This window comes from Prochlorococcus sp. MIT 1341, assembly GCF_034092415.1.
Taxonomy (GTDB): Bacteria; Cyanobacteriota; Cyanobacteriia; order PCC-6307; family Cyanobiaceae; genus AG-363-P08.
The window spans coordinates 484,418-507,578 of sequence record NZ_CP139304.1 but is presented as its reverse complement, the minus strand read 5'-3'; the positions used below and the strand labels follow the sequence as shown (position 1 = coordinate 507,578).

Genomic DNA, 23,161 nt, shown 5'->3' with positions numbered 1-23,161 from the left:
AGATAGATTTAGGAATTGATTTGCTCAGAGGGAGAGATTGGATCCAAACCTCCAAAACGTCTAGAGCGTGATTGATAATCAATCAGTGCCTTTTTGAGCTCAACCGAGTTGAAATCAGGCCAAAGAACTTCTGTTACATGAATTTCTGCATAGGCCAACTGCCATAGAAGGAAATTGCTTATACGATTCTCCCCGCTTGTTCGTATTAGTAGGTCTGGATCTACTTCATCTGCTGTGAGGAGTTCCGCAGAAAAAATATTCTCGTCAATTAAAGCCGGATCTAACTCTCCACTAGCGGAACGTTCAGCAAGTTTCTTCGCGGCCAGTACTAGTTCTCGCCTACCTCCATAGTTTGTGCATACATTGAAATGAATTCCTTTGTTTAAAGCAGTCCGCTTTGTTGCTTCTTCAATAAGATTTTGCAAACGCTTTGGAAGGGCTTCAAGGTCTCCTAAAAACCGAATTTGAACCTGTTCTTTTTCAAGAGAATCTAGTTCCTGTTGTAGTACACGTTCAAACAGTGTCATTAAAAAACTTACTTCGTCCCCAGGTCTAGACCAGTTCTCTGTGGAGAAGGCATAGGCAGTAAGCGCTTTTATCCCCCAGTCATTGCAAAGGCGAAGCGTAGTTTTAAGTGCCTCAACCCCTGCGCGATGACCCATCATTCGGGGAAGACCACGTGCCTGTGCCCACCTTCCATTGCCATCCATGATGATGGCTACATGGGCAGGCATCCGATGTATGTCCAGATCCGATGGAATTCTGGAAACTTGAGGATGTCCTTGGCTGGTGGTCGAAACGCAGCTCACTTAAGGGAGTGTCTTTATAACCTCTTACGCTAACCCTTTACGGAGAATTAGTCTCGCTAGGGGCGGAAGAAGGCTGTTTAGATGCGCTAATAGAGCTTTTTGTGCTTGTTGGTGAAGCTACTGATCCACCTGTTAGCTCAGTAAGCAAATCACCCAACCTGCTACTTGTTATGGGTCTTTCAAGCTTTCCTTGGCTCGCAAGGGAAAGCGTCCCTGTCTCTTCAGAAACAACTACACAAATACATCTGTCGAAACGTTCTGTTATGCCAAGGGCGGCTAGATGTCTTGTTCCATATCGGCTTATGCCTTGTCTAGAGAGAGGAAGAATCACTCCAGCAGCGATTATTCTGTTTCCCTTAATTAGTACAGCACCATCGTGTAGAGGAGTGTCTGAAGCGAAAAGATTAAGTAGCAATTCGCTGCTTAGTTGGGCATCAAGGGGTATACCAGGATAAAGAAAGTCTTCTGGACGCAAGTCACTTCCCATGTCAACAACAACTAGGGCTCCTCGACGGCTTTGAGAAAGTCGTCCTGCTGCTTCGGTAAGTTGAGCAACGGTACTTGCAGTTGCTCGTAATTCTTTTTGAGGGTTTCCTAGGAGGACTGCCAGTCGACCTGTCCCTAGTAATTCCATTAATCGTCTCAATTCTCCCTGCCAGAGAATTGCAAGCGATAAAGAGCAAGCTAATACAAGAGCATCAACTAGCTTCGAAGTAAGCGGAAGGGTCTCTAATCTTTGTATAAACCAAGCACTGGATACAAGTAATAGATATCCTCTGAGCAGCCACAGGGTTCGTGGTTCGTTGACTCTTGAAAAGAGCAACACCCCCAGCCCAAAAGCTAAAAGTATGTCAAGAAGGAGGCGCGCATCGAACACCCCCCATGTCATCTTGACTCCTAAGCAGACTTACTTATTTAGATTACCTTCCGAAGGTGCTCAGGAAAGACATCGTATCTCAGAAGTTCTTCTGGCTGCTCCCTTCTTTGGATTAAGTCAGAGCTCCCATCGTGAACCAGGACTGTTGCTGGCTTTGGGATACGGTTGTAATTAGAGCTCATTGATGAGTTGTAAGCGCCTGTTCCAAATACAGCCAGGATGTCTCCACTGGAACTCTGTGGTATAGAAAGATCTTTTATGAGAACATCTCCAGATTCGCAATGTTTTCCTGCAAGGGTGACAGTTTCTTGGGGAGTGTGTAATGGGCGGTCAACCAGGCATGCTTCATAGGCAGACTGATATGTAATCGGTCGAGGATTATCACTCATTCCACCATCAATAGATAGGTAGGTTCTTATTCCTGGAATATCTTTTCTAGAGCCAATTTTATAAAGAGTCACCCCAGATGTCCCTATTAGAGATCTTCCTGGCTCGCAAATTAGCCTTGGAAGTTTAAGGTTCCTTTTCTCACATGCTTTTGTGATTGCACGAGCTACTGCTTCAACCCAGTTTTGGATAGTTGGAGGGTCATCAGAATTTGTATATTTGATACCTAGCCCTCCTCCTACGTTTAGATCATTGATCTGATGTCCTATTCGCTTAGCTAGCAATAAAGTCTCTGAAAGGACTTCAGCTAGATCTTGATGAGGTTGTAACTCAAAGATTTGGGAACCAATATGTGAATGAAGGCCCTCGAGTTTTGCCCATTTGCAATCCCTTAATTGATATAGGATCTCCTCAACCTTTTCAGGGTCAAATCCAAATTTACTATCAAGGTGCCCAGTGCGTATATATTCATGGGTGTGACATTCTATCCCTGGAGTTACCCTTAGCATGAGTTTTACAGGTGTCTCTCCTCTTGGAATGAGTCGTCCTAGTTCAGTTATATCCTGCTCATTATCAATTACTATGGTTGATTGACTTTTGTAAGCTAGAAGCAATTCTTCTTCGGACTTATTGTTGCCGTGTAGAAAGATTTTCCCCCCTTCAAATCCGCCTTTAAGGGCTGTAATTAATTCACCTTCAGATACTACATCAATACCCAAGTTTTCGGATTTTATAATACTACTAATAGCTATAGAACTATTTGCTTTAGATGCATATATTGCTAGAGAATCTCCTGGGTAATATTTGCATAGGGCCTCTCTATACGCAGCACAGGATAGTCTTATGGTTGATTCATCTAAAATATAAAGAGGTGTGCCATACTTCTTAGCTAGATCACTTAGCAAGCATCCTCCAATCAATAGTTTTCCCTCCTTATTCAGGATGGTTGAGGTTGGTGCAATATTTCTATTCGGACTTAAAAGGTTAGGCTCTTGTTCATATGGTTTTTGATCGGCCATGGAAATTGATAATTGGCTATTACTCAATCAATTTAGGTATATGGTGGTCAAAATGATACTTTTGTGTGATCTACTAGGCAATTATGGGCAAAGGGCCTCAGCATTTAGTCACTCTTGACATAGATGATTTGAGCTCTTGCATTGATTTAGATCAATTGGTAATGGGTGGATTTTGGAGTAAAGCACAATGGCAGGCAGAATTGGTTAATCAAAAATGTCTATGTTTAGGCTTGAAGAACTCTTCATATTTGTATGCAATCGCCTGTGGTCTGCTAGTAGTTGATGAGTTGCATTTAAATCTAATTGCAGTGCACCCATCTCATAGGAGAGCTGGGAGTGCGAAGAAGCTTCTTTCAAGTCTTTTAAAAAGGGCTAAAGCGGCTGGTGCAAAATGGGCAAGCCTTGAGGTTTCAGGCTTGAATCTAGAGGCACAGTCTTTCTACAAGAATTTTGGCTTTAATACTAGGGGTGTCAGAAGGAATTACTATCGTGATGGTAGTGATGCTTTTATCCAATGGGCCAATTTGGGAACCTAATGAATCTTCAGGTATAGATTTTAGATAGTTCGGTTTACCCACCAGAAAAAGTTGGCCATTTTTTCAGAAAGAGATTTTTATTTTCAACTTTTACAATAGGTTTTTTAAAAAGGATCTGATTGAAAACTTAAATACATCGCACTGAACTCTAGGCCCTGATAACTTGGTTATACATATACGTGGCTTAGCCCATGTTTGAGCGGTTTACTGAGAAGGCAATCAAGGTGATAATGCTTGCCCAGGAGGAGGCTCGTCGTCTTGGTCATAATTTTGTTGGCACTGAACAGATCCTTTTAGGTCTGATTGGTGAGGGTACTGGTGTTGCGGCAAAAGTACTCAAATCAATGGGGGTCAACCTTAAGGATGCTCGCGTTGAGGTGGAAAAGATTATTGGTCGAGGCTCAGGATTTGTTGCTGTTGAAATTCCGTTTACCCCTAGAGCTAAAAGGGTTCTTGAATTGTCTTTGGAGGAAGCCCGACAGCTTGGCCATAACTACATAGGTACTGAACATTTGTTGTTAGGTCTTATTAGAGAAGGTGAGGGTGTGGCTGCACGGGTTTTGGAAAATGTAGGAGTAGATCTTTCGAAAATACGTAGTGAAGTTATAAGGATGCTGGGCGAGACGGCTGAAGTCGCTGCAGGTTCCGGAGGTGGTGGTGCTAAGGGATCACAGAAGACAGCCACTCTTGATGAGTTTGGTACGAATTTGACACAACTAGCTAGTGAGTCAAAACTAGATCCAGTTGTTGGACGACAAAGTGAGATAGATCGAGTAGTTCAGATTTTAGGAAGACGCACAAAAAACAATCCTGTATTAATTGGAGAGCCAGGTGTTGGTAAGACTGCTATAGCAGAGGGCTTGGCTCAGAGAATTCAACAAGGGGAAATTCCAGATATTCTTGAAGAAAAGAGAGTTCTTACTTTAGATATTGGATTGTTAGTTGCAGGAACCAAATATAGAGGGGAGTTTGAAGAGAGACTTAAAAAGATTATGGAGGAGATTAAATCAGCAGGGAATGTAATTCTCGTAATAGATGAAGTACATACCTTAATTGGTGCAGGTGCTGCGGAAGGAGCAATTGATGCTGCAAATATACTCAAACCAGCTTTGGCGAGAGGCGAACTGCAATGCATTGGTGCTACAACTTTAGATGAATATAGAAAACATATAGAGCGGGATGCTGCCTTGGAAAGGCGTTTCCAGCCTGTGATGGTTGGGGAGCCTTCTATAGCGGATACCATTGAGATATTGCGTGGATTGAGAGAGCGGTATGAACAACATCATCGACTGAAAATTACTGATTTAGCCCTTGAAGCAGCAGCAAATTTGGGAGATAGGTATATTTCTGATCGCTTTCTTCCTGACAAGGCAATTGATTTAATTGACGAAGCAGGAAGTAGAGTTCGATTATTGAATTCAAAGCTTCCTCCAGAGGCAAAAAAAGTTGATAAGGAACTTAGAAGTGTTCAGAAGCAGAAAGAAGAAGCTGTTCGTCAGCAGGATTTTAATAAGGCTGGAGAGTTGCGTGAGAAAGAGGTAGAATTAAGAGAAGAGATTCGGAATGTTTTACAACTCAAACGGAAAGAAGTTGAGGTGCAAGGGGAAACTTCATCAGAGGGGCTTTCCGCTCCGACCGTTAAAGCAAGTGATGAATCTGTAAAAGATAACCTAATAGAAAATACTACTTCTTCTAAATTAACTACCCCTCAAGTTGATGAGGATGACATTGCACATATAGTCGCATCATGGACCGGTGTTCCTGTTCAGAAGCTTACTGAAAGTGAGTCGGTAAAGCTTTTAAATATGGAAGATACTCTTCATCAACGATTGATTGGCCAAGATGAAGCAGTTAAAGCAGTTTCTAAAGCAATCCGTAGAGCAAGAGTAGGACTTAAGAACCCAAATAGGCCTATAGCAAGTTTTATATTTTCTGGCCCTACAGGTGTCGGTAAAACAGAGCTTACTAAGGCCTTAGCTGCATATTTCTTCGGTAGTGAAGAAGCGATGATTCGATTAGATATGTCTGAATTCATGGAGAGGCATACTGTTAGTAAATTGATTGGCTCACCTCCTGGTTATGTGGGTTTTAATGAAGGTGGACAACTGACTGAGGCTGTTCGTAGGAGGCCTTATACAGTTGTTCTTTTTGATGAGATTGAAAAAGCTCATCCGGATGTTTTTAATCTTCTTCTTCAATTGTTAGAGGACGGAAGGTTGACTGATTCAAAAGGAAGAACTGTTGATTTTAAAAATACATTGATTATTATGACTTCTAATATTGGATCAAAGGTAATAGAAAAGGGTGGTGGAGGTCTTGGGTTTGAATTTTCAGGAGAGAATTCTGAGGAAACCCAATACAACAGAATTAGGTCATTACTAACTGAAGAATTAAAGCAGTATTTTAGACCAGAGTTTTTAAATAGATTGGATGAGACAATTGTCTTCCGTCAGCTGACTCGAGAGGAAGTTAAGTCAATTGCAGAAATAATGTTAAAGGAGGTGTTCCTTCGTATGCAAGACAAGGGAATTGAGCTTACTGTTACTGATGCCTTTAAGGAACGATTGGTTGAAGAAGGTTATAACCCAGCTTACGGTGCTAGGCCTTTAAGAAGAGCTGTGATGAGGTTGCTAGAAGATAGCCTGGCGGAAGAAGTGCTCTCAGGGAGGATAAAGGATGGAGATAATGCTGAAGTGGATGTAAATGAAAACAAGGAGGTTATAGTTCGACATTTACCTAAAGGTTCTTCTACACCAGAATTAGCGGAAGCTAGTGCTTAAGGCAATGCTCTCCTATATTTGCCATTAGTTATAATCAATTGAGAAATTTTTCTAAAAATAATATTGCACCAAATGTTGTTTTCAGAGGTGAAGGAGCATGGGTAGAGGGCCGAAAAATAATTCCTGATTTATGTAGGAGGCCTCTATTTATTGGAAGAAGTCAAGATACATTTGATTTGAGAAATAACCTCTTTGAAGATCTGAGAGGAATGTGTTTAGAACCTTTCTTCGCTGAGCTAGAGAATGATTGTTGTGAAGAAGACTTGTCTTTATTAGAAAATATTATGAAAGACCACTCTTCTGATGGAATTGTTGCTGCAGGAGGAGGTAAAGTTCTTGATTCAGGAAAACTTCTTGCTAATCGATTAGATATTCCCTGTATTACTGTTCCATTGAGCGCATCTACCTGTGCAGGATGGACTGCTTTGTCAAATATCTATTCAGCTAAAGGTGCTTTTATAAAGGATGTTGTTCTTAATACTTGTCCTCAGCTTCTGATTTTCGATCATTCTCTTGTAAGAACAGCTCCTACAAAAACTCTTGCAAGTGGAATAGCAGATGCGATTGCAAAATGGTATGAGGCATCTGTAAGCAGTGGCTCAAGCGATGATGGACTTGTTCAACAGGCCGTTCAGATGGCAAGAGTGTTGCGAGATCAATTGTTATTGGATGGTACAAGAGCCTTGCAAGATATACATAGTAAAGAATGGATACGTGTTGCTGAGGCCTGTTCTATCACAGCAGGTTTGATTGGTGGAATTGGAGGTGCTAAATGTAGAACAGTTGGGGCACATGCAGTACATAATGCATTAACACAGTTAGACTCTCCCTGTAAATCTCTACATGGAGAAAAGGTAGGCTTTGGAGTCTTAGTGCAGTTAAGACTTGAAGAGTTATTAGGAGGAAACCATTTGGCAGGGCAAGCTAGAAAGCAGTTAATCCAACTATTTAAACAACTTAATTTACCTACATCTCTTGAATCTCTTGGGTATGAGAATTTAGATAAAATTACTCTTAAAGAAGTTTGCAATTTCGCCTGTAGGCCTGGATCAGAAATTCATTATCTTCCTTTTGAAGTTAATCAGGATGCTTTACTTATTGCCTTGTTAGAAGCTGGTGAAAAAGACGTGCCTAAACTTCCCTTAAAAGTTTAGGAGTTTAAATTAAATTGAGCCCTACAAACCAGAAACTATCCGATCAAGTCTCTTCAGGAGAGGTCTTATTTAGAGAACTCACTAAAGAATTAATTGATCCTTTGGCTAAGGACTTAGCTCAAGAAGTTAAATGGATTCCTCTTAAAGGTATTTCATCCAAGACTGATAATTATCCAGTCGTGATTACCGGACAGGGGAACCCTTTACTTCTCTTGCATGGTTTTGATAGCAGCTTTCTTGAATTCCGTCGCCTTGTGCCTTTGCTGAAGAAAAATCATCTATTGATCATTCCTGACTTATACGGATTTGGATTTTGCCCTCGACCAGTTGATGTTGATTTTGGGCCAGAAGCCATTTTTCAACATCTTCGAGAGCTTTTGGAACGAGTCATTCCTTTTTCAAGGCCTGTTGGTTTGATTGGCGCTTCAATGGGAGGCGCAGTCGCTATGGAGTTGGGAAGAAGATATCCAGAAAGAATTCAAAGATTGCTTTTATTGGCACCAGCGGGACTTACAGGTAAACCTATGCCATTGCCCCCAGGTTTGGATCAATTAGGTGTTTGGTTTCTCAGTAGACCTTTTGTGAGAAGATCATTGTGTAGACAAGCTTTCTCTGATCCTGATCTGAGCGTAGGAGAGAAGGAGGAACAAATCGCTTCTCTTCATTTGTCTGTACCTGGCTGGGGCAGGTCTCTTTCTTCTTTTGCCCGTTCTGGAGGCATGGCTAATTGTGGAAGCCCGCTGCCGGATAAGGCTATAAATGTGATTTTTGGGAAAAATGACCGTATTCTGAGTTCAACTATAAAAAAACAAGTTCATAAACTCTTAGATCCAAACGTAGAAGAACTTAAGGATTGTGGTCACTTGCCCCACCTGGATTGCCCAGAATTTGTAGCGAGAAGATGGCTTGAATTTTCTAGATCTGTATGAATGATTCCCCAGGGAGCAAATCAGATCCATTACTAAATATCTTAGCTAAGGGATTAAAAATTTGGATTCGTTCCAAGTGTGAATCGGTAGCCGACTTATCTTTGGTCATAAATGGATCAGGTTTAGAGTTGCTTCGAGGTAATCTTTCAGGGGTATCTGTTAATGCTAGGGAGATTAGTTTTCGGGGACTCCAGATTGATGATGTTGAGATTCAAAGCAATTCGTTAAAGCTTTCTTATAATTTAAAGAAAATAAATAAGCTTGTTTCACTTAATGAGCCCTTTCACATTAATGGGTGCATTAAACTTTCTAATGCTGGCATTAATGAATTTTTCTCCTCTGAATCATTCAATAATTTGGGGCAGACAGTTTTGGATAAATTATTCGGAAGTGTCAGTTTTTTTAAGGCGAATATTAAGGATGATAGCCTTTTCTTAAAAGTTATAAAAGACACAAATTCAGAGATGATTGAGGATAGGTTTACTATTAGATCTGATAATAAAACAATTCTAATTTTTAATGAATGTAAAGAATTTTCCTTGCCAATGGATAGTTCGATATCAATTAAGACAGCTTATATTTATCAAGATAGTCTTTGTATTGATGCGGAAGCAGAAGTTAGACCTTAGTTGTTTGCAAAAAACAATGGTAAGACTAAGTTTATTGAATAGTAGACAACTGCTGGAGTAAAAAGATAACTGTCAATTCTGTCAAGGATCCCACCATGTCCGGGAAGTGCCGCACCTGAATCTTTAAGACCTGCGTTCCTTTTCATCATTGACTCGGTTAAGTCTCCTACGAGTGCAAATAATGCCACTAATCCGCCTAGTATTCCTCCGATTAAAAATCCATATGGCCATCCGATTATTGAGCCATTTATGCCTCCCATAATGATTGCGCAAATTCCTCCGCCGATCGCCCCTTCAATAGTCTTTCCTGGTGAGATTGGTGAAAGAGGAAGTCGCCCATAGTTTTTCCCAAGAAAATATGAACCAATGTCACTCGAAACAATTATTAGGCAAGCCATGAGGGTGATGGTCATTCCTGGAGTTAAGAAATCAACCCATCTTTCTGTTATCAGAGTTAAATTCGGAGTAAGATCAGGGCTGGTAATATTTCTAAGTTTTAGCCAATGGCTGGGAAGGAAGCCAAGATAAAATAATCCAAAGATTGATACCGCTATATCAGCAATTGAACCTGTTATTGGTTGCAGTAACAACCATCCACAAATAGCCGCACCCGATAATGGTAGAACTGCGGAAGTGAAGTCAGTAGATAAAATTCCAATTGCCGCCAATTGTGTGCTAAATATTAATAATTGACATGCTAAAAGAGTTGTTTTAGTGGCAGGTCGAATCCCCGCAAACTGAGCCATTCGAAAAAATTCTAAAAGGGCTAGATGAACTATCAAACTTACTGCGAAGGTGAACCACCAGCCTCCTAGACCAACAATCAAAAGGCCAAAAGCTCCGGCAGCAAGACCGCTTTTTAGTCGGTTGTTTGGTGAGACTGGTGCCATCAGAATTTAAAACTAGATCAGAGTTTCTTCACGGCAAACAACTGAGATCTCATCGGATATCTGATTGGACCAAAATAATCGTTGTTTTAATAACCAGTGAACTAAGTTCATGTCAAGGTACATGCCAGGAATCACTAAGGGGATTCCTGGAGGGTAAGGACATATCAATTCTGCTGAAATTCTGCCAATAGCCTCTTTTAATTTCACCTTTTGTTTCTTTGAGAACCAGGCTTTTGTAGGGGATATTGATGGAATTGTCAGCAATCCATTAGGGGGACATTCAAATGGACCTAGTGGGTTTGTTGGTCCAACAGAATCTAGAAGCTGAAACCACTTACGAGAAATGAAATTTGAAAGACCTTTATGCCGAACCATTCCTAGACAGAACGTGATACATCCAGGTTCAGGAAGCTCAGCCACTAGTCCATGCTCAATAAACCAACCATCAGCGATTAAGCCATTAATACCATGTGGTGCCGTATGGAGGATTAGTCGTAAAGGGTCTTGTGTAGTTAGTAGTGGTACTCCTCGTTCAATTAATTGTGAGTAGATTATTCTTGCTTCATAGAGCCGTTGCTGTAAATTTTTCAAGGCTTTCGCAGAAAGTAATTCTCGGATTGCAGAGTCACAAGAAGCCATTAATAGGGCACTTGGACTTGTTGTTTGTAGGCACTCAAGATTTTTTTCTATTTGGTTGGGATTAATTTTATTGCCTTGTAACCAAAGGACTGCAGTTTGATTTAGCCCACAAGCGGACTTGTGTAATGAGTGAACAACTAGATCCGCTCCTGACCCTAGAGAGGATGCAGGCAGGTCATTGTCGATGTTGCCTGCCAAATATGATCCATGTGCTTCGTCTACCAAGACAGGCACTCCTTTTTTTTGCAGAAGCTTGACTAATGGATTTAAGTCCTTTGCATACCCGTGGTAAGTAGGGTGAATCAATACAGCAGCATCTATTTGGATATCGTCCTTTGTAAGTTGTTCCAAAACTTGTTCTAGCCAATTTAGATCAGGAGGAGAATAATGGCCTCTATCAGGCAAGAAAGGAATGTCGAAAAGAACCGGAGATAAATTTCCAAGAACACATGCGTGGATCAAGCTTTTATGAGTATTTCTCGGCATTAATACCTTGCCTCCTGGCTTTGTCATTGAAAGAAGGCCAACTTGAAGGAGACCAGTTGCTCCATTTACTCCGTACCATGCGTTTTTAACTCCCATCGCATTAGCTACGAATGATTGGCTTTCGGCGATTATTCCGTTTTTTTCAGTAGGGCCTCCAATCTCATTTAGTTCAGGTAGGTCCCATAAACCAGGTTTTTTTTTGAGTAATGCAATTAGATCTTTTGGGAGCGCGAGACCACGACCGTGTGCCGGGAGGTGTAGAGACCTGCTTTTGGTATGAAGTTGCGTCAACAAAGGAAGAAGTCTCATGAAAGAGTCTTTTGGTGATTAGAGTTTGATTAAATGTCATTCCCTTCGTTCTACTGAAGGTCTTGAGGAAGCCGTTAAAGCCATTAGCAAGTAATACTTTGACTTGCTATGACCCAAAGGGTGATTTTATATGGCTTATATGTAGGCCATTGATATGGTTGCCTCGATTAATTCAAGTAAGTAGTTCTTTCCTTATATTTGTTGTTAACCTTCTTATATATGGCTCTAGTCAAAAAGAACGTGTTCAGAGAAACCTTGCTCAGAATCTTTTTTCTACTTTTACAAGTTTAGGACCTTGTTTTATTAAACTTGGCCAGGCACTGTCGACAAGACCAGATTTAGTTAGGCGTGATTGGTTAGAGGAATTAAGCAATCTTCAGGATAATTTACCCCCTTTTCCACAAGATGTTGCCTTAGACATTTTTGAAAATGAACTTGGCATAAGCCCTTATAAAATTTTTAAAGATTTTCGAGGCGAACCTGTTGCTGCTGCAAGTCTCGGACAGGTTTACAAGGCAAGGTTATATAGGAATTATTGGGTTGCTGTTAAGATTCAACGTCCAAATTTAGAATTTATAATCCGGCGTGATTTAGTTTTAATAAGATTCTTTGGAAAAATTTCAGCTCCTTTCTTGCCGTTAAACTTAGGTTTTAGTTTAACAGAAATTATAGATGAATTTGCTCAGAGTCTTTTTGAAGAAATTGATTACGAACAGGAAGCAAGAAATGCAGAAAGGTTCTCTAATCTCTTTTCAGAGAATCCGACTATAACTATACCTAAAGTAGAATACTCTCTTTCTTCTAAAAAGGTTATTACAACAAGTTGGATTGAAGGTGTTAAATTACGAAGTAGAGAAGATCTTGAGGCTCACCATTTAGATCCTAAAGCTATTATTAGGACAGCAGTAATAAGTGCTATTCAACAGTTATTAGAATTTGGATATTTTCATGCTGACCCTCATCCAGGGAACATATTTGCTTTAAGAGGTAAGTCTGGAAAGTTAGGACACCTGGCATATGTTGACTTTGGAATGATGGATTCAATTAGTGATTATGATCGTATTAGTCTCGTGTCAGCAGTCGTTCATCTTATTAACCGAGATTTTTGTGAATTAGCAAATGATTTTAAAATACTTGGCTTCTTAAGTCCTTCGACTGATATAAAGCCTATTATTCCTGTATTAGAAAATGTTTTAGGGGCTCAATTAATAGACTCTGTTAATTCATTTAACTTCAAAAAAATCACAAACCAGTTTTCAGCGTTGATGTATGACTATCCGTTTCGTGTTCCTGCTAGATTTGCATTAATAATTCGTGCTGTTGTAAGTCAAGAGGGGTTAGCACTAAGGCTTGATCCTAATTTTAGGATACTTGCAATTGCATACCCTTATGTTGTAAAGAGACTTTTAATGGGTGATACCGAAGAGATGATAGAAATTCTTTTAGAAGTTATTTTTGACTCAGATGGTCATCTTAAGCTTCAAAGAATTGAGAGCTTGCTTTCAATTTTAACGAATCCGAATTCCGACTCTAAAGATGAGTTACTTCCATTAGCCGCATCAGTTTTGAAGCTATTACTTAGTGAGGATGGCTCAAAACTAAGGAAAGCTTTTCTTATGGCACTTATAAAAGATGACAGAATTGATGTGTCAGATTTTAAGAAGTTAATTAGGCTATTAAAACAAAAGATTGGCAATGAATTCTCATTAGGAACTAGTTCTTGAAATACATTTGATTAAATTAATTATTTAGACTGATGTGTATTATCTGATTTAAGTGGCATTGAAATAGTCGGTCTCTATTTGTTTCTCCTTTAGTTTTTTTAAGCCATCTCTCTCTAGTCTCCTTGCTCGATCACGACTCATTCCCAAATCTCTCCCGATACCAGTAAGGGTCATGGGATCATCTCCATCAATCCCATATCTCTTTCGCAATACAAGACCTTGTATTTCTGGTAACTGATCAATTAATGCATGTAAATCTCCTTTCATGCAATCAGCTTCGACTTTTTCACTAGGTAGGCTTTCTTCTCCTGGAAGTAAGTCAAGCAGGATCGTGTCATCACCCTCTCCTACTTTCTTTTCCAAACTCATTGGTTGACTAGCTCTATACATCAATTCCTTGACTTCTTCTTCTTTTAGCTCAACAAATTTCGCCAATTCCGATATAGAAGGAGTCCTTGCAAGCTTTTGACTTAATTCTCTTTGACCTTTTTTCAGTTTGTTCAACATTTCAGTGACGTGAATAGGCAAACGAATAGTTCGGCTTTTCTCAGCCAATGCCCTTGTTATTCCTTGTCGAATCCACCAGTAGGCGTATGTCGAGAATTTATAGCCTCGAGTAGGGTCAAACTTTTCTACCCCTCGCACTAATCCGAGAGTACCTTCTTGGATTAGGTCCAAAAGCTCCATATTCCGTTTCGTATATTTCTTTGCAACGCTGACAACCAAACGCAAGTTTGCAGCGACCATACGCTCTTTAGCGCGTCGCCCAGATTTAAGTTTTTTCTTTAGCTGGGTAATGGAAATCCCTGCTGCTTTAGATAATTCGTCAAAACTGGGCTTCTCACCATTGGTTAGTTCTAATTCGGTGCCCAACTGCTCAAGAGACATCAGCTCCTGGACTTGTCTTCCTAAAGTAATTTCTTGATCATTCGTCAACAAAGGAACACGACCTATATCACGTAAATATGAGCTGACCAGGTCTAGATTTAGTTGTGAGGCCGAACCACCCATTCAAATTTCGAAACTTTTTAGTTTCCTAATTTACCACCTTTTAAAATATTACGGAAGTAGCTTTATGGTCTTGGTGATATGTGGTACTAGGCTCCAGTTCGTTTTCCTGTTTTCTGCAAACTTGCATTTCCTTGCTTCATTTACATCCTTATATATAAAAAGCTTGCTTATATATACTTCTTATTTTATATAAATGATAAATTGCAAAAATATTTAGTAGCTAATGCCCAAGTTAAGGCTTCAAAAAGCAATTGCTAATTCAGCAATATGCTCAAGGCGTAAGGCCGAGGAGTATATACTGCAAAAGAGGGTTAGTGTTAATGGTAAGATAGCAACGATAGGTCAAACGGCAGATCCAATTAAGGACCTTATCCTTGTTGATGGAAGGAAACTTCCAACTCCGCTTCCTCCAAGGGTATTTCTATTAAATAAACCTTTAGGCCTTATAAGTAGTTGTAAAGATCAAAGAGAAAAAAAAAGTGTGTTATCACTTATTCCTAGAAATATTAGATCAGGACTACATCCAGTTGGAAGATTAGATTTTGACACTCGCGGAGTTCTTTTGTTGACAAATATAGGAGATTTGACATTACGGTTGACGCACCCAAGATACCAACATGAAAAAATCTACCGAGCTTTGGTAAATGGAAAACCATCACAGGATAAATTGTATCGATGGCGTAATGGTGTTGTGTTAGATGGGAGATTAACTATGCCAGCATTTGTCAAGAATTTGCAATTTGTTGATGGTAAGAGTTTATTGGAGATTCGAATTAGGGAGGGGAGAAACCGCCAAATAAGACGTGTAGCAGAAGTATTGGGTCATCAAGTATTGGATTTGCAAAGAATCGAGTTCTCAGGGATTTGTTTAGGAGAACTACGTGAGGGGAGTTGGCGAGAGCTCCATAGGACAGAATGGTTGCATTGGTTGGGTCCAATAAGCTGATTCAGAGGTATTTCTGAAACGTTTCCATAATGAACAACTAACAAGAATGCGTTTTAAATCATTTTGGAGATCAAAGAATAAGCCTGTTGCGGCTTTTTATTCGCCAGATAATATTTCTTTGGAATCGTTAAGAGAACTTGGCCTTTTAATCAGAAGTAGGCGTGAGAGTCAGGGAAAAACTATCGCACAGTTGGCTGTTAGTACTCGTATCTCTATAACTGTACTCGAAGCAATTGAAAGAGGTTGGATTGATCGTCTGCCAGAGCCAGCATATCTTTCTTCAATGCTTGCATTATTGGAGGCGCAGCTAGAGATTCAAGGTGGAACCTTAGATTCTTTGCTTAAGGCTACATATGAAAGGAATAAAGAATTTAAGAGTGGAAAACCTCTTCCATTCACGCCAGGTAATATTGACATCTTAACTACTTGGCAAGGAGCTATTGTTTATTTATTCCTTATGATTTCAAGTGTTTTTCTGCTTAACCAACAGCATAAACATATTGCAGAAATTAACAGCATTTCGTTAAGACCTTTTGCCTCAAACAAATCGGTTTCAATTCCTGATTCTTATGAAACACCTCTTGATCAATATAAGCCTGTTGTTTCTGCAACTCGAGGGTCTAAGAAAGCTTGGCTGGATTTAGCATCTAGAGTTCCAAAGAAACTTTATAACTCTGGGCTTTTGGTTATCAACTTAACTAAAGCAAGGTCAATATCTTTAAGAAGTTCAGGCGGCTCTAAGTTAGAGCTAAAAGAAGTTATAGGTAAGATATCACTAAGGATAGTTCCTCCACTATTGATTGAGATAAACCCTCCATTACCTTCTACTGAAAGTATTTATTGGAATGGTAAGAAATATTCTTCTGACATAAGGACTCCTGGGGTTTACCGACTCCCTAATGACTCAGATAGTTTTAAAACTGATTCATTTGATCTTCCCCAGAAAGAGCCTCGTTCTTGAAAATCTTTTAAGGCGTTCTCAATAGGCAGACCAAAAGAGGATAATCTCCAACTCCAATTTCCAGATGTTGTTCCTGGGGTATTAAACCTTGCTTCGTCGTCTAAATTTAATAAATCTTGTATGGGTACTATGACTAAAAATGCTTCAGTTTTGAGTGCTAGTTCTAAAAGTTGCCACCCTGGAGCCTCAATATTGCATTGGACTGTCTCACGGACTCTATCTTTAGATTCTTTCTCTAGGTTCTGCCACCAGCTCAAAGTGGTTGGGTTGTCATGAGTTCCTGTGTAAACAACCCAATTATTACCCTTAATATTTTCTGGTAAGTAAGGGTTCTCTGGATTGCCATCAAAGGCAAACTGGAGAATTTTCATGCCTGGAAGAGAAAATTTGTCTCTTAATCTTTCTACTTCAGGAGTAATTAAGCCTAGGTCTTCAGCTATTAAAGGAATCTTTCCATGGAAATCATTCCTTATCGTCTCTAATAAGTCTATCCCTGGAGAGGATTGCCAGTGTCCTTTGACTGCATTTGTCTCCTGACCAGGCACAGCCCAGTAAGAATCCAGAGCTCTGAAATGGTCTAACCGTAATAAATCAAATTGTTGCCATTGACGTCTTAATCGCTTCCTCCACCAGTTAAAGCTACTTAGACGATGAACCTTCCATCTGTATATAGGAGTTCCCCATAGCTGACCTGTCTCGGAAAAATAATCAGGTGGAACTCCACTTTGTACTTCCATTTGTCCATTAGAATGGATTGAGAAAAGTTCACGATTTGCCCATACATCGACGCTGTCTCGAGCAACATAAAAAGGCAAGTCGCCAAAAAGGATTACTCCAAGACTTTTTGCAAGTTTTCTAATTGCCTGCCATTGTCTATCAAGATGCCATTGAACAAGTTGATGTTCTAACAAGGCTTCATTGTTGTTTTCCTCCCATTCTTTTAATGCAAGTGTTTTATGTTGAGCTAATGAGTTAGACCATTTCCACCATGGGAGGTCATCGTTTTGTCGACGCAGTTCCATAAATGCGCTGTGATCTTTCACCCAAGGATTTTTTCCAAACCACTCTTTAAATGCTTTATGCCGACTTTGTCCTTGTTCGCACCAGGATTCTCTTAACAGTCTTCCTAGGTATCTACTCCGGTCATTTGCCAGGGCTAAATTCAATGATGAGTGGCATTTTGAGGACGCTCTTTCTTGTGGAAGCTCGTGAAGTGCTGAGACAGTTATAAACCCTTCCGCGGCAAGATCTTTGGCATCTAGGAACCATGGATTTATCGCAAATCCAGAGGGTGAGCTATAAGGTGACCCTGTTCCATCGGTAGGGCTTAGTGGTAATAGCTGCCAAACACCAATGCTGTTGTTCGAGAGAATCTTTAGCCACTCTCTAACAGGATGGCCAAAAGTTCCGCATGCTGGCGATCCAGGAAGGGCTGTTGGGTGTAGTAAAACCCCTGTAGTTCGAGTTGAAGGCAAATTAATTAGGGTTTAAGGAATCCAGCATCTTTGGTGAAATTCATAATGAATGCATTAGCTTTAAAACAAAGCTAGAAACAAATGGCATGATTTTTAGACTAATATGCTAATGCTATATGAATCCTCCATATGATGGTCTTCTGACTCAGCCATGTGATCCCCCTTAGTCTTTAGAAGTCTTATTTTTACGTTGCATTTAAAACTAGGTTTTCTTCATTGAATTCAGTCTTCTAGAATGTACAAACCTTTGCTAAAAGTTATTCTTCAAAAAGGATTTAGAGTTTTCTACTCCTCTACTTTTGGATATGGAGGACATTTCTTTGCTTGTAGAATACGTAAATTTCTTTTGACTTAGTCAAGTCTAACGTTGAATATAAAATGGATAAAATTACAACCAAAATCAGTAGAAATAAAAAGAAAAGTAGATTTATTTTGGGTCGTTACCCTGGAAGAACTCTTCAACGACTGGGTGCTGCGGTTACAGGTTTTTGGTTAGGAGGGTTGTCTTTGAATCTTTTCTGGAATGAATTTAATGAAAGTAGTTTATATGAGAATAGATCTGAGATTAAACTGGAAGATAGCGTCTATAGATTAAAGAAAAGAATTATTTTACTTGCCATATTGGTTGACGGCTTTAACGATGAACCAGGTAAAAGTAGAATAAATGAAGAAAGAATTAAAGCAGAGTCTACTGCTTTAATTCAATTTTCTCCAAATGGAGATGTTGACATACTCCAGGTCCCATTAGAGATTCAAATAACATTACCAGGTGATAAGAGTTTAAAACCCTTATCTGATATGTACTTTAAAGGCGATGTAAAGCTTATGTCAGATATATTATCAGATTTAATCGGTCTAGAAAAAGGTAATATTGATCGGTATATTGTTTTCTCACACAATAGCTTAAGAGAATTCTTGATAGGTTTTGGTTCTTTCCGGATTGTAACAAGAAAACCCTCATTGATTAATGATAAATATTCCAATTTGCCTCTTTATCTTCCTCCAGGATCACATGTCTTGAGTGGTTCAATGTTGGCTGATTATTCAACTAGAATTCCAAGGGAATTTTCTTCTGAAGGCAGATCAAGAAGAAAAGTTATGGTTAACTCTTTATTCTCTAAGATTAATTCAGCAGAAAAAGAATATAGCTACCCTGTTTTGTTAAATAATTTGATTAGACAAGTTAAAACCAACCTTTCTTATGAAGAAATGGTTAGCTTGCTTTATAGCATCTCAAAATCAAACCACGAACCTAGATGGGAAACCTTACCTTTATCTAAGCAACTTTTCAAACAAGTTCGTAGACGCTTGGAAAGTGATTCTATTCAACCCTTATGGCCAAATATTGACTAATTCTAATAAGTCTTTCAAATCTTTAATATAGATAACCTTTGCTCTATTACCTTAATAACTAAGTCTTGATGACTGTTTCTCATGGACAGGTCCTCAACATCTTGTTTTGTTGGAGCTTTCTCTTCAGGTAGCCATCCACACCATGGAAGCCCGTCTGATTTTCGCTTTCTGGGTTCCCATTCCCCTGCTATTTGGATTATCCCTATCAATGGCAGTTTAAATTTTTCGCACAAAGCTACATAAGCAGATGCTGTCCCAGGGATTTTTCCTGTCCCCAATTGCTTAGTAAATAAAAGTGTGGGTTTTCGCCATGAGCTCAGAGCCTCAATCCAAGTGCAATTATTTTGATTCTCTGCAGCGGGGTCTCCGCATATTTGTATTACAGAGGCTCTTTCCGGAAGCTTTTTAAGGACTTCATTCGGGTTCACAGTGGAATGATGATGAGTGTGCTCACAACCCCATGAATTTGCTAGAAGACTTGTTGCATATTGCATTTCTGTTCCTGTAACAGGACCAGTGTTTAGGAGAAAAAGCGTTTGGTTAGTCATCTATAGAAAATTTTAGATGAAAAAATTTGGATAGCGGCTTCATCAGCACTAGCATCGGTATCAAGTTTTGGCTGCGACTACCGTGAAGACTTTCCTTAGCGCAGTAAGAGACGAGCATAAGAATGTAAGTCTTGATTCGCAGCGCCTTCGTTTGTTCAGTGGGACTTCCAATCCTTCTTTAGCAGATGAGATTGCCACGTATCTGGGCCTGTCAGTAGGCCCAAAGGTTTGCAAACGATTTGCTGATGGTGAGCTTTATCTTCAGATACAGCAATCAATTCGTGGATGTGATGTGTTTTTGGTTCAACCTACTTGTGCTCCAGTTAACGACAATTTGATGGAACTGATGATTATGGTCGATGCCTGTAAACGAGCATCAGCTAGGCAGATAACGGCAGTAATTCCTTATTACGGGTATGCAAGGGCAGATAGAAAAACAGCAGGACGGGAATCAATTACTGCAAAACTTACGGCGAACCTGCTAGTTAAATCCGGTGTTGACAGAGTTCTTGCAATGGACTTGCATTCTGCACAAATTCAAGGCTATTTCGATATCCCCTGTGACCATATCTATGGATCACCGGTTTTAGTTGATTATCTTTCAAAAAAGGACTTAGGAGAGATCGTTGTCGTTTCACCTGATGTAGGAGGTGTAGCCAGGGCAAGAGCATTTGCTAAGCAAATGATGGACTCTCCTTTGGCCATTATTGATAAAAGGCGCGCTGCTCATAATGTTTCCAAGAGTCTTACTGTGATTGGAGATGTGAAAGGGAAAACAGCAATACTCATAGATGACATGATCGATACCGGGGGAACTATTTGTGCTGGTGCAGAACTTTTAAGAAAGGAAGGTGCAGAAAGAGTTATAGCTTGTGCTTCACACCCTGTGTTTTCCCCTCCAGCATCTAAACGTCTTTCTCAAGAGGGTCTGTTTGAGGAGGTTATTGTCACAAACAGCATTCCATTAAGCGAAAAAAATGTATTTCCCCAGTTAAAAGTACTTTCTGTTGCAAATATGCTTGGTGAAGCAATTTGGAGGATACATGAAGAAAGCTCGATTAGTTCAATGTTTCGTAAATAAGAAGAATATTATTTGATGAGCTCAATAATCTCTCTTGTGTTTGAAGATATTTTTTCCTGAGCAACAATTTCAATGGCTTTCTTCATCTTACTCCTATGTGAATGGTTATATTTTTTCCAATTGCTAAATATCTTTACTAAACGAGATGCAGTGATAGCATTTTTTGAGTCAAGAATGATTATTTGTTCAGCCATAAATGTATAACCACTTCCATCTATTGCGTGAAAATTTGGCGGATTATTCGTAAACCCACCTAGGACGGCTCTTATTGCATTTGGAGCAATAGGGTCAAACTTAGGATGTTCCATTAGCAGTTTGATTTTATTAATAGAATTTAAATGTGGATTAGAAGCATTTAGGTTAAACCAAGTATCTAGAATTACAGGGGAATCTTTCCATCTCTGATAGAAGATCTGGAGTGCCTCTTCCCTTTGAGGGCAGTTTATTGGATTCAATGCATCAAGACCAGCCCTTGCTATGGACATTGAGTTTGAATTAACTGCCTTTACTGCTTTTTCGTAGATTGATTTGTCCCCAGATTGCGCAAGCCATTTCCAAGCAATAGCGGTTATTTCTCTTTGCCCTACTCCCTGTGGCCAAGAAAGCTTTAAGTTGGCTTTTATTTTGCTAAGTAATTCATGAAGTTGATTAGAAAGCTTTTCTCCAAGTAGGGCTTGGAATTTCTGGTAACCAATGAACATTGCAATAGGGTTCACTATCTCTTGCTCTGATTCAAGTTCAGATAAGCAAGGCAAGCTTAGGATTTTCGCTAGAAATCTAAGATCATATTTGTCGCTATTTGATAAAATCTCAGATAAGGTAGAGATAAAGGCATGTTCCACTTCCAATAGAATATTACCTTTAGCTCTACTTAACAATATCTTTTTGATAACTTTTTGTGCTGCATCCCATTTCGAAAAGGGATCATCATCAATCTTTAAAAGTTCTAATAAATCATATTCACCAATGTCAGATTCCCAAATTACAGGTGCTGAAAAGTCTCGAAATAGTGATATGTATGGGGACTCCTTTTGCCTAGGGAGGTTGTCAATTAATAAAGTATCTCTCATCTTGTCAAGTATAAATAAGTGCTCTTTAGTGAGGGCTTTTATTTTGTTGAAAACTTTGATTTTAATTGGTATAAGAAATGGGGTATTTTGATCATCACATACTTCTAGACATTGAGAAAATGTTACCTTAAGTTTTCCCTGCACAGGGTCCCAATTGTGCTTAATTTTAATTTTAGGGGTTCCTTTCCTATAGTACCAAGTCTTAAATTGATTTAGATCAAACTTAATGCTTTCGCGAGTACTTTCAGCAATGGAATTTATGAAATCTTCTGTAGTAGCGGCACTGCCATCATATTTTCTTAGATAAAATCTTATGCCTCTATTAAAACTCTCTTTACCGATAAGTATTTCCAGCATTCTTATAAGTTCAGCACCTTTCTCATAAATTGTAGTTGTGTAGAAATTATCAATAGACTTGTATCTTGACGGCTTAACTGCATGCGAGGTGGGACCATTGTCTTCCTTAAATTGTATATTTCTAAGGACAGAAACATCCTCAATTCTTTTAACTGAGGAGGAATGTAGGTCTGAAGTAAAACATTGATCTCTATAGACTGTGAGACCTTCTTTTAGTGATAACTGGAACCAGTCTCTACAAGTTACCCTATTGCCGGTCCAATTATGAAAATATTCATGAGCAATGACACTTTCGACTCTTTCTAACTCCCTATCAGTAGAGATATCTTCATTAGCAATAATTAGCTTAGAATTAAATATATTCAGACTTTTATTTTCCATCGCACCCATATTGAAATGTCTCACCGCTACTATGTTATATTGCTCCAGGTCATATTCTAAGTCGTATACTTTTTCATCCCACTCAATAGCTTTTTTTAGTGAGGACATTGCATGGCTTAGATTCTTAAGATTAGATTTTTCCGTGTGAAATCTAAGCAAGGTATTTTTTCCTGACTTTAACTGATAAATTGTTGTCTTCTCATATAATTTCCCTAGGACTAATCCGAAAAGATATGAGGGTTTGGGATAAGGGTCTTCCCATTCAACCACCTTGATACTTAAGTCTTTGTTGTCAAACTTATCGGAGAGAAGATTTCCATTTGAAAGGATTGTTGGGTAATCCTCTTTTGGGGCACTGACTTTTACATTATATTTACTTAATACGTCTGGGCGGTCAGGGTGGTAGCATATCCTTCTGAACCCTTCGGCTTCACATTGAGTTGTTAGTAGTCCTTCACTTGCGTATAGCCCCTCTAATGATGTGTTGTTAAATGGATCAATTATACAAGTGACTTCAAGAACAAAATTTTTATCAAAATGCCGATTAATTGTTAGTTGATCTTCGTTAACAGAATAATATTCTTTTCCTAATTCCTTGTGATCTAACTTTAAGCTTATTAGCTGTAGATCTATCCCTTTAAGAATCAATTTCTGATAACCTTCTTTTAAACTGCTAAATTTCATTTTACTTATGACTTTAACCTTCTCTTCCCCAATTTTGAATTCGAGGCATATTTCAGGTAAATTAAATGGATATGGCTTGTATTCATGTATATATTTAATGGTATTTTCTTTCATAGCACTTTAAAT

At 39.2% G+C, this 23,161-nt stretch carries 19 protein-coding genes; 10 read left to right on the top strand and 9 right to left on the bottom strand.

Translation table 11 applies throughout. From position 1 onward, the window contains the following. Nucleotides 1-8 precede the first annotated feature (8 nt). Genes SOI84_RS02530 through lysA form a run of 3 tightly spaced genes read right to left on the bottom strand, consistent with a single transcriptional unit; the run spans nt 9 to nt 3,092 of the window. The gene (locus tag SOI84_RS02530) at nt 9-809 is read right to left on the bottom strand and encodes an isoprenyl transferase (protein ID WP_320674844.1); all 801 of its coding nucleotides are present in this window, start codon (nt 807-809) and stop codon (nt 9-11) included. 37 nt (nt 810-846) lie between these two features. Next, nucleotides 847-1,698: a diadenylate cyclase CdaA gene (gene cdaA / locus SOI84_RS02525; RefSeq protein ID WP_320674842.1), complete on the bottom strand. Its 852-nt coding sequence runs from the start codon at nt 1,696-1,698 to the stop codon at nt 847-849. A gap of 26 nt (nt 1,699-1,724) precedes the next feature. Beyond that, entirely contained in the window at nt 1,725-3,092 is a 1,368-nt protein-coding gene (gene lysA, locus SOI84_RS02520) for a diaminopimelate decarboxylase (RefSeq protein WP_320674841.1), read from the bottom strand. Nucleotides 3,093-3,175: 83 nt separating this feature from the next. Here lysA and SOI84_RS02515 point away from each other — a divergent pair, with 83 nt between their 5' ends. The 5 genes from SOI84_RS02515 to SOI84_RS02495 all read left to right on the top strand — a co-directional run bounded on the left by SOI84_RS02515 (nt 3,176) and on the right by SOI84_RS02495 (nt 9,120). Further along, nucleotides 3,176-3,628, top strand: coding sequence for a GNAT family N-acetyltransferase (locus tag SOI84_RS02515; RefSeq protein WP_320674840.1), 453 nt, complete (start codon nt 3,176-3,178; stop codon nt 3,626-3,628). Between the two features lie 191 nt (nt 3,629-3,819). Further along, complete coding sequence (locus SOI84_RS02510; RefSeq protein WP_320674839.1) at nt 3,820-6,408, top strand: ATP-dependent Clp protease ATP-binding subunit; 2,589 nt, start codon at nt 3,820-3,822, stop codon at nt 6,406-6,408. Nucleotides 6,409-6,446: 38 nt separating this feature from the next. Continuing rightward, on the top strand, nt 6,447-7,562 hold the full coding sequence (locus SOI84_RS02505; RefSeq protein ID WP_320674838.1) for an iron-containing alcohol dehydrogenase: 1,116 nt from the start codon (nt 6,447-6,449) through the stop codon (nt 7,560-7,562). 14 nt (nt 7,563-7,576) lie between these two features. Then, nucleotides 7,577-8,491 carry an alpha/beta fold hydrolase gene (locus SOI84_RS02500; RefSeq protein ID WP_414153609.1) on the top strand — a complete coding sequence of 305 codons (915 nt, stop codon included), beginning with the start codon at nt 7,577-7,579 and terminating at the stop codon, nt 8,489-8,491. Then, entirely contained in the window at nt 8,488-9,120 is a 633-nt protein-coding gene (locus SOI84_RS02495; RefSeq protein WP_320674837.1) for a DUF2993 domain-containing protein, read from the top strand. Before SOI84_RS02500 ends, SOI84_RS02495 begins: the two co-directional genes overlap by 4 nt. Here the strand turns inward: SOI84_RS02495 and SOI84_RS02490 are convergent. Continuing rightward, entirely contained in the window at nt 9,117-10,010 is an 894-nt protein-coding gene (locus SOI84_RS02490; RefSeq protein WP_320674836.1) for a phosphatidate cytidylyltransferase, read from the bottom strand. The two genes, SOI84_RS02495 and SOI84_RS02490, sit on opposite strands and share 4 nt — an antisense overlap. Before the next feature lie 12 nt (nt 10,011-10,022). Continuing rightward, the gene (locus SOI84_RS02485; protein WP_320674835.1) at nt 10,023-11,444 is read right to left on the bottom strand and encodes an aminotransferase class I/II-fold pyridoxal phosphate-dependent enzyme; all 1,422 of its coding nucleotides are present in this window, start codon (nt 11,442-11,444) and stop codon (nt 10,023-10,025) included. Between the two features lie 62 nt (nt 11,445-11,506). Between SOI84_RS02485 and SOI84_RS02480 the strand changes: the two genes are divergently transcribed. Further along, nucleotides 11,507-13,168, top strand: a complete 1,662-nt coding sequence (locus SOI84_RS02480; protein ID WP_320674834.1) for an AarF/ABC1/UbiB kinase family protein — start codon at nt 11,507-11,509, stop codon at nt 13,166-13,168. A 48-nt stretch (nt 13,169-13,216) separates the two neighbouring features. Here SOI84_RS02480 and SOI84_RS02475 read toward each other — a convergent pair whose 3' ends face one another. Further along, on the bottom strand, nt 13,217-14,179 hold the full coding sequence (locus SOI84_RS02475) for an RpoD/SigA family RNA polymerase sigma factor (RefSeq protein ID WP_320674833.1): 963 nt from the start codon (nt 14,177-14,179) through the stop codon (nt 13,217-13,219). Between the two features lie 223 nt (nt 14,180-14,402). Here SOI84_RS02475 and SOI84_RS02470 point away from each other — a divergent pair, with 223 nt between their 5' ends. Together SOI84_RS02470 and SOI84_RS02465 are read left to right on the top strand one after the other, a co-directional pair. Next, nucleotides 14,403-15,125, top strand: coding sequence for a pseudouridine synthase (locus SOI84_RS02470; protein WP_320674831.1), 723 nt, complete (start codon nt 14,403-14,405; stop codon nt 15,123-15,125). Between the two features lie 46 nt (nt 15,126-15,171). Then, the gene (locus tag SOI84_RS02465) at nt 15,172-16,086 is read left to right on the top strand and encodes a helix-turn-helix domain-containing protein (RefSeq protein WP_320674830.1); all 915 of its coding nucleotides are present in this window, start codon (nt 15,172-15,174) and stop codon (nt 16,084-16,086) included. Here SOI84_RS02465 and malQ read toward each other — a convergent pair. After that, nucleotides 16,011-17,567, bottom strand: a complete 1,557-nt coding sequence (malQ, locus tag SOI84_RS02460) for a 4-alpha-glucanotransferase (RefSeq protein ID WP_320675329.1) — start codon at nt 17,565-17,567, stop codon at nt 16,011-16,013. The two genes, SOI84_RS02465 and malQ, sit on opposite strands and share 76 nt — an antisense overlap. A 372-nt stretch (nt 17,568-17,939) precedes the next feature. Between malQ and SOI84_RS02455 the strand changes: the two genes are divergently transcribed. Then, nucleotides 17,940-18,914: a hypothetical protein gene (locus tag SOI84_RS02455; RefSeq protein ID WP_320674829.1), complete on the top strand. Its 975-nt coding sequence runs from the start codon at nt 17,940-17,942 to the stop codon at nt 18,912-18,914. Between the two features lie 14 nt (nt 18,915-18,928). Here SOI84_RS02455 and SOI84_RS02450 read toward each other — a convergent pair whose 3' ends face one another. After that, nucleotides 18,929-19,462 carry a hypothetical protein gene (locus SOI84_RS02450; RefSeq protein WP_320674828.1) on the bottom strand — a complete coding sequence of 178 codons (534 nt, stop codon included), beginning with the start codon at nt 19,460-19,462 and terminating at the stop codon, nt 18,929-18,931. An 82-nt stretch (nt 19,463-19,544) separates the two neighbouring features. Here SOI84_RS02450 and SOI84_RS02445 point away from each other — a divergent pair, with 82 nt between their 5' ends. Beyond that, complete coding sequence (locus SOI84_RS02445; RefSeq protein WP_320674826.1) at nt 19,545-20,543, top strand: ribose-phosphate pyrophosphokinase; 999 nt, start codon at nt 19,545-19,547, stop codon at nt 20,541-20,543. An 8-nt stretch (nt 20,544-20,551) separates the two neighbouring features. Here the strand turns inward: SOI84_RS02445 and pepN are convergent, their stop codons facing one another. Next, nucleotides 20,552-23,149, bottom strand: a complete 2,598-nt coding sequence (gene pepN / locus SOI84_RS02440; protein ID WP_320674825.1) for an aminopeptidase N — start codon at nt 23,147-23,149, stop codon at nt 20,552-20,554. Between the last annotated feature and the right edge of the window lie 12 nt (nt 23,150-23,161).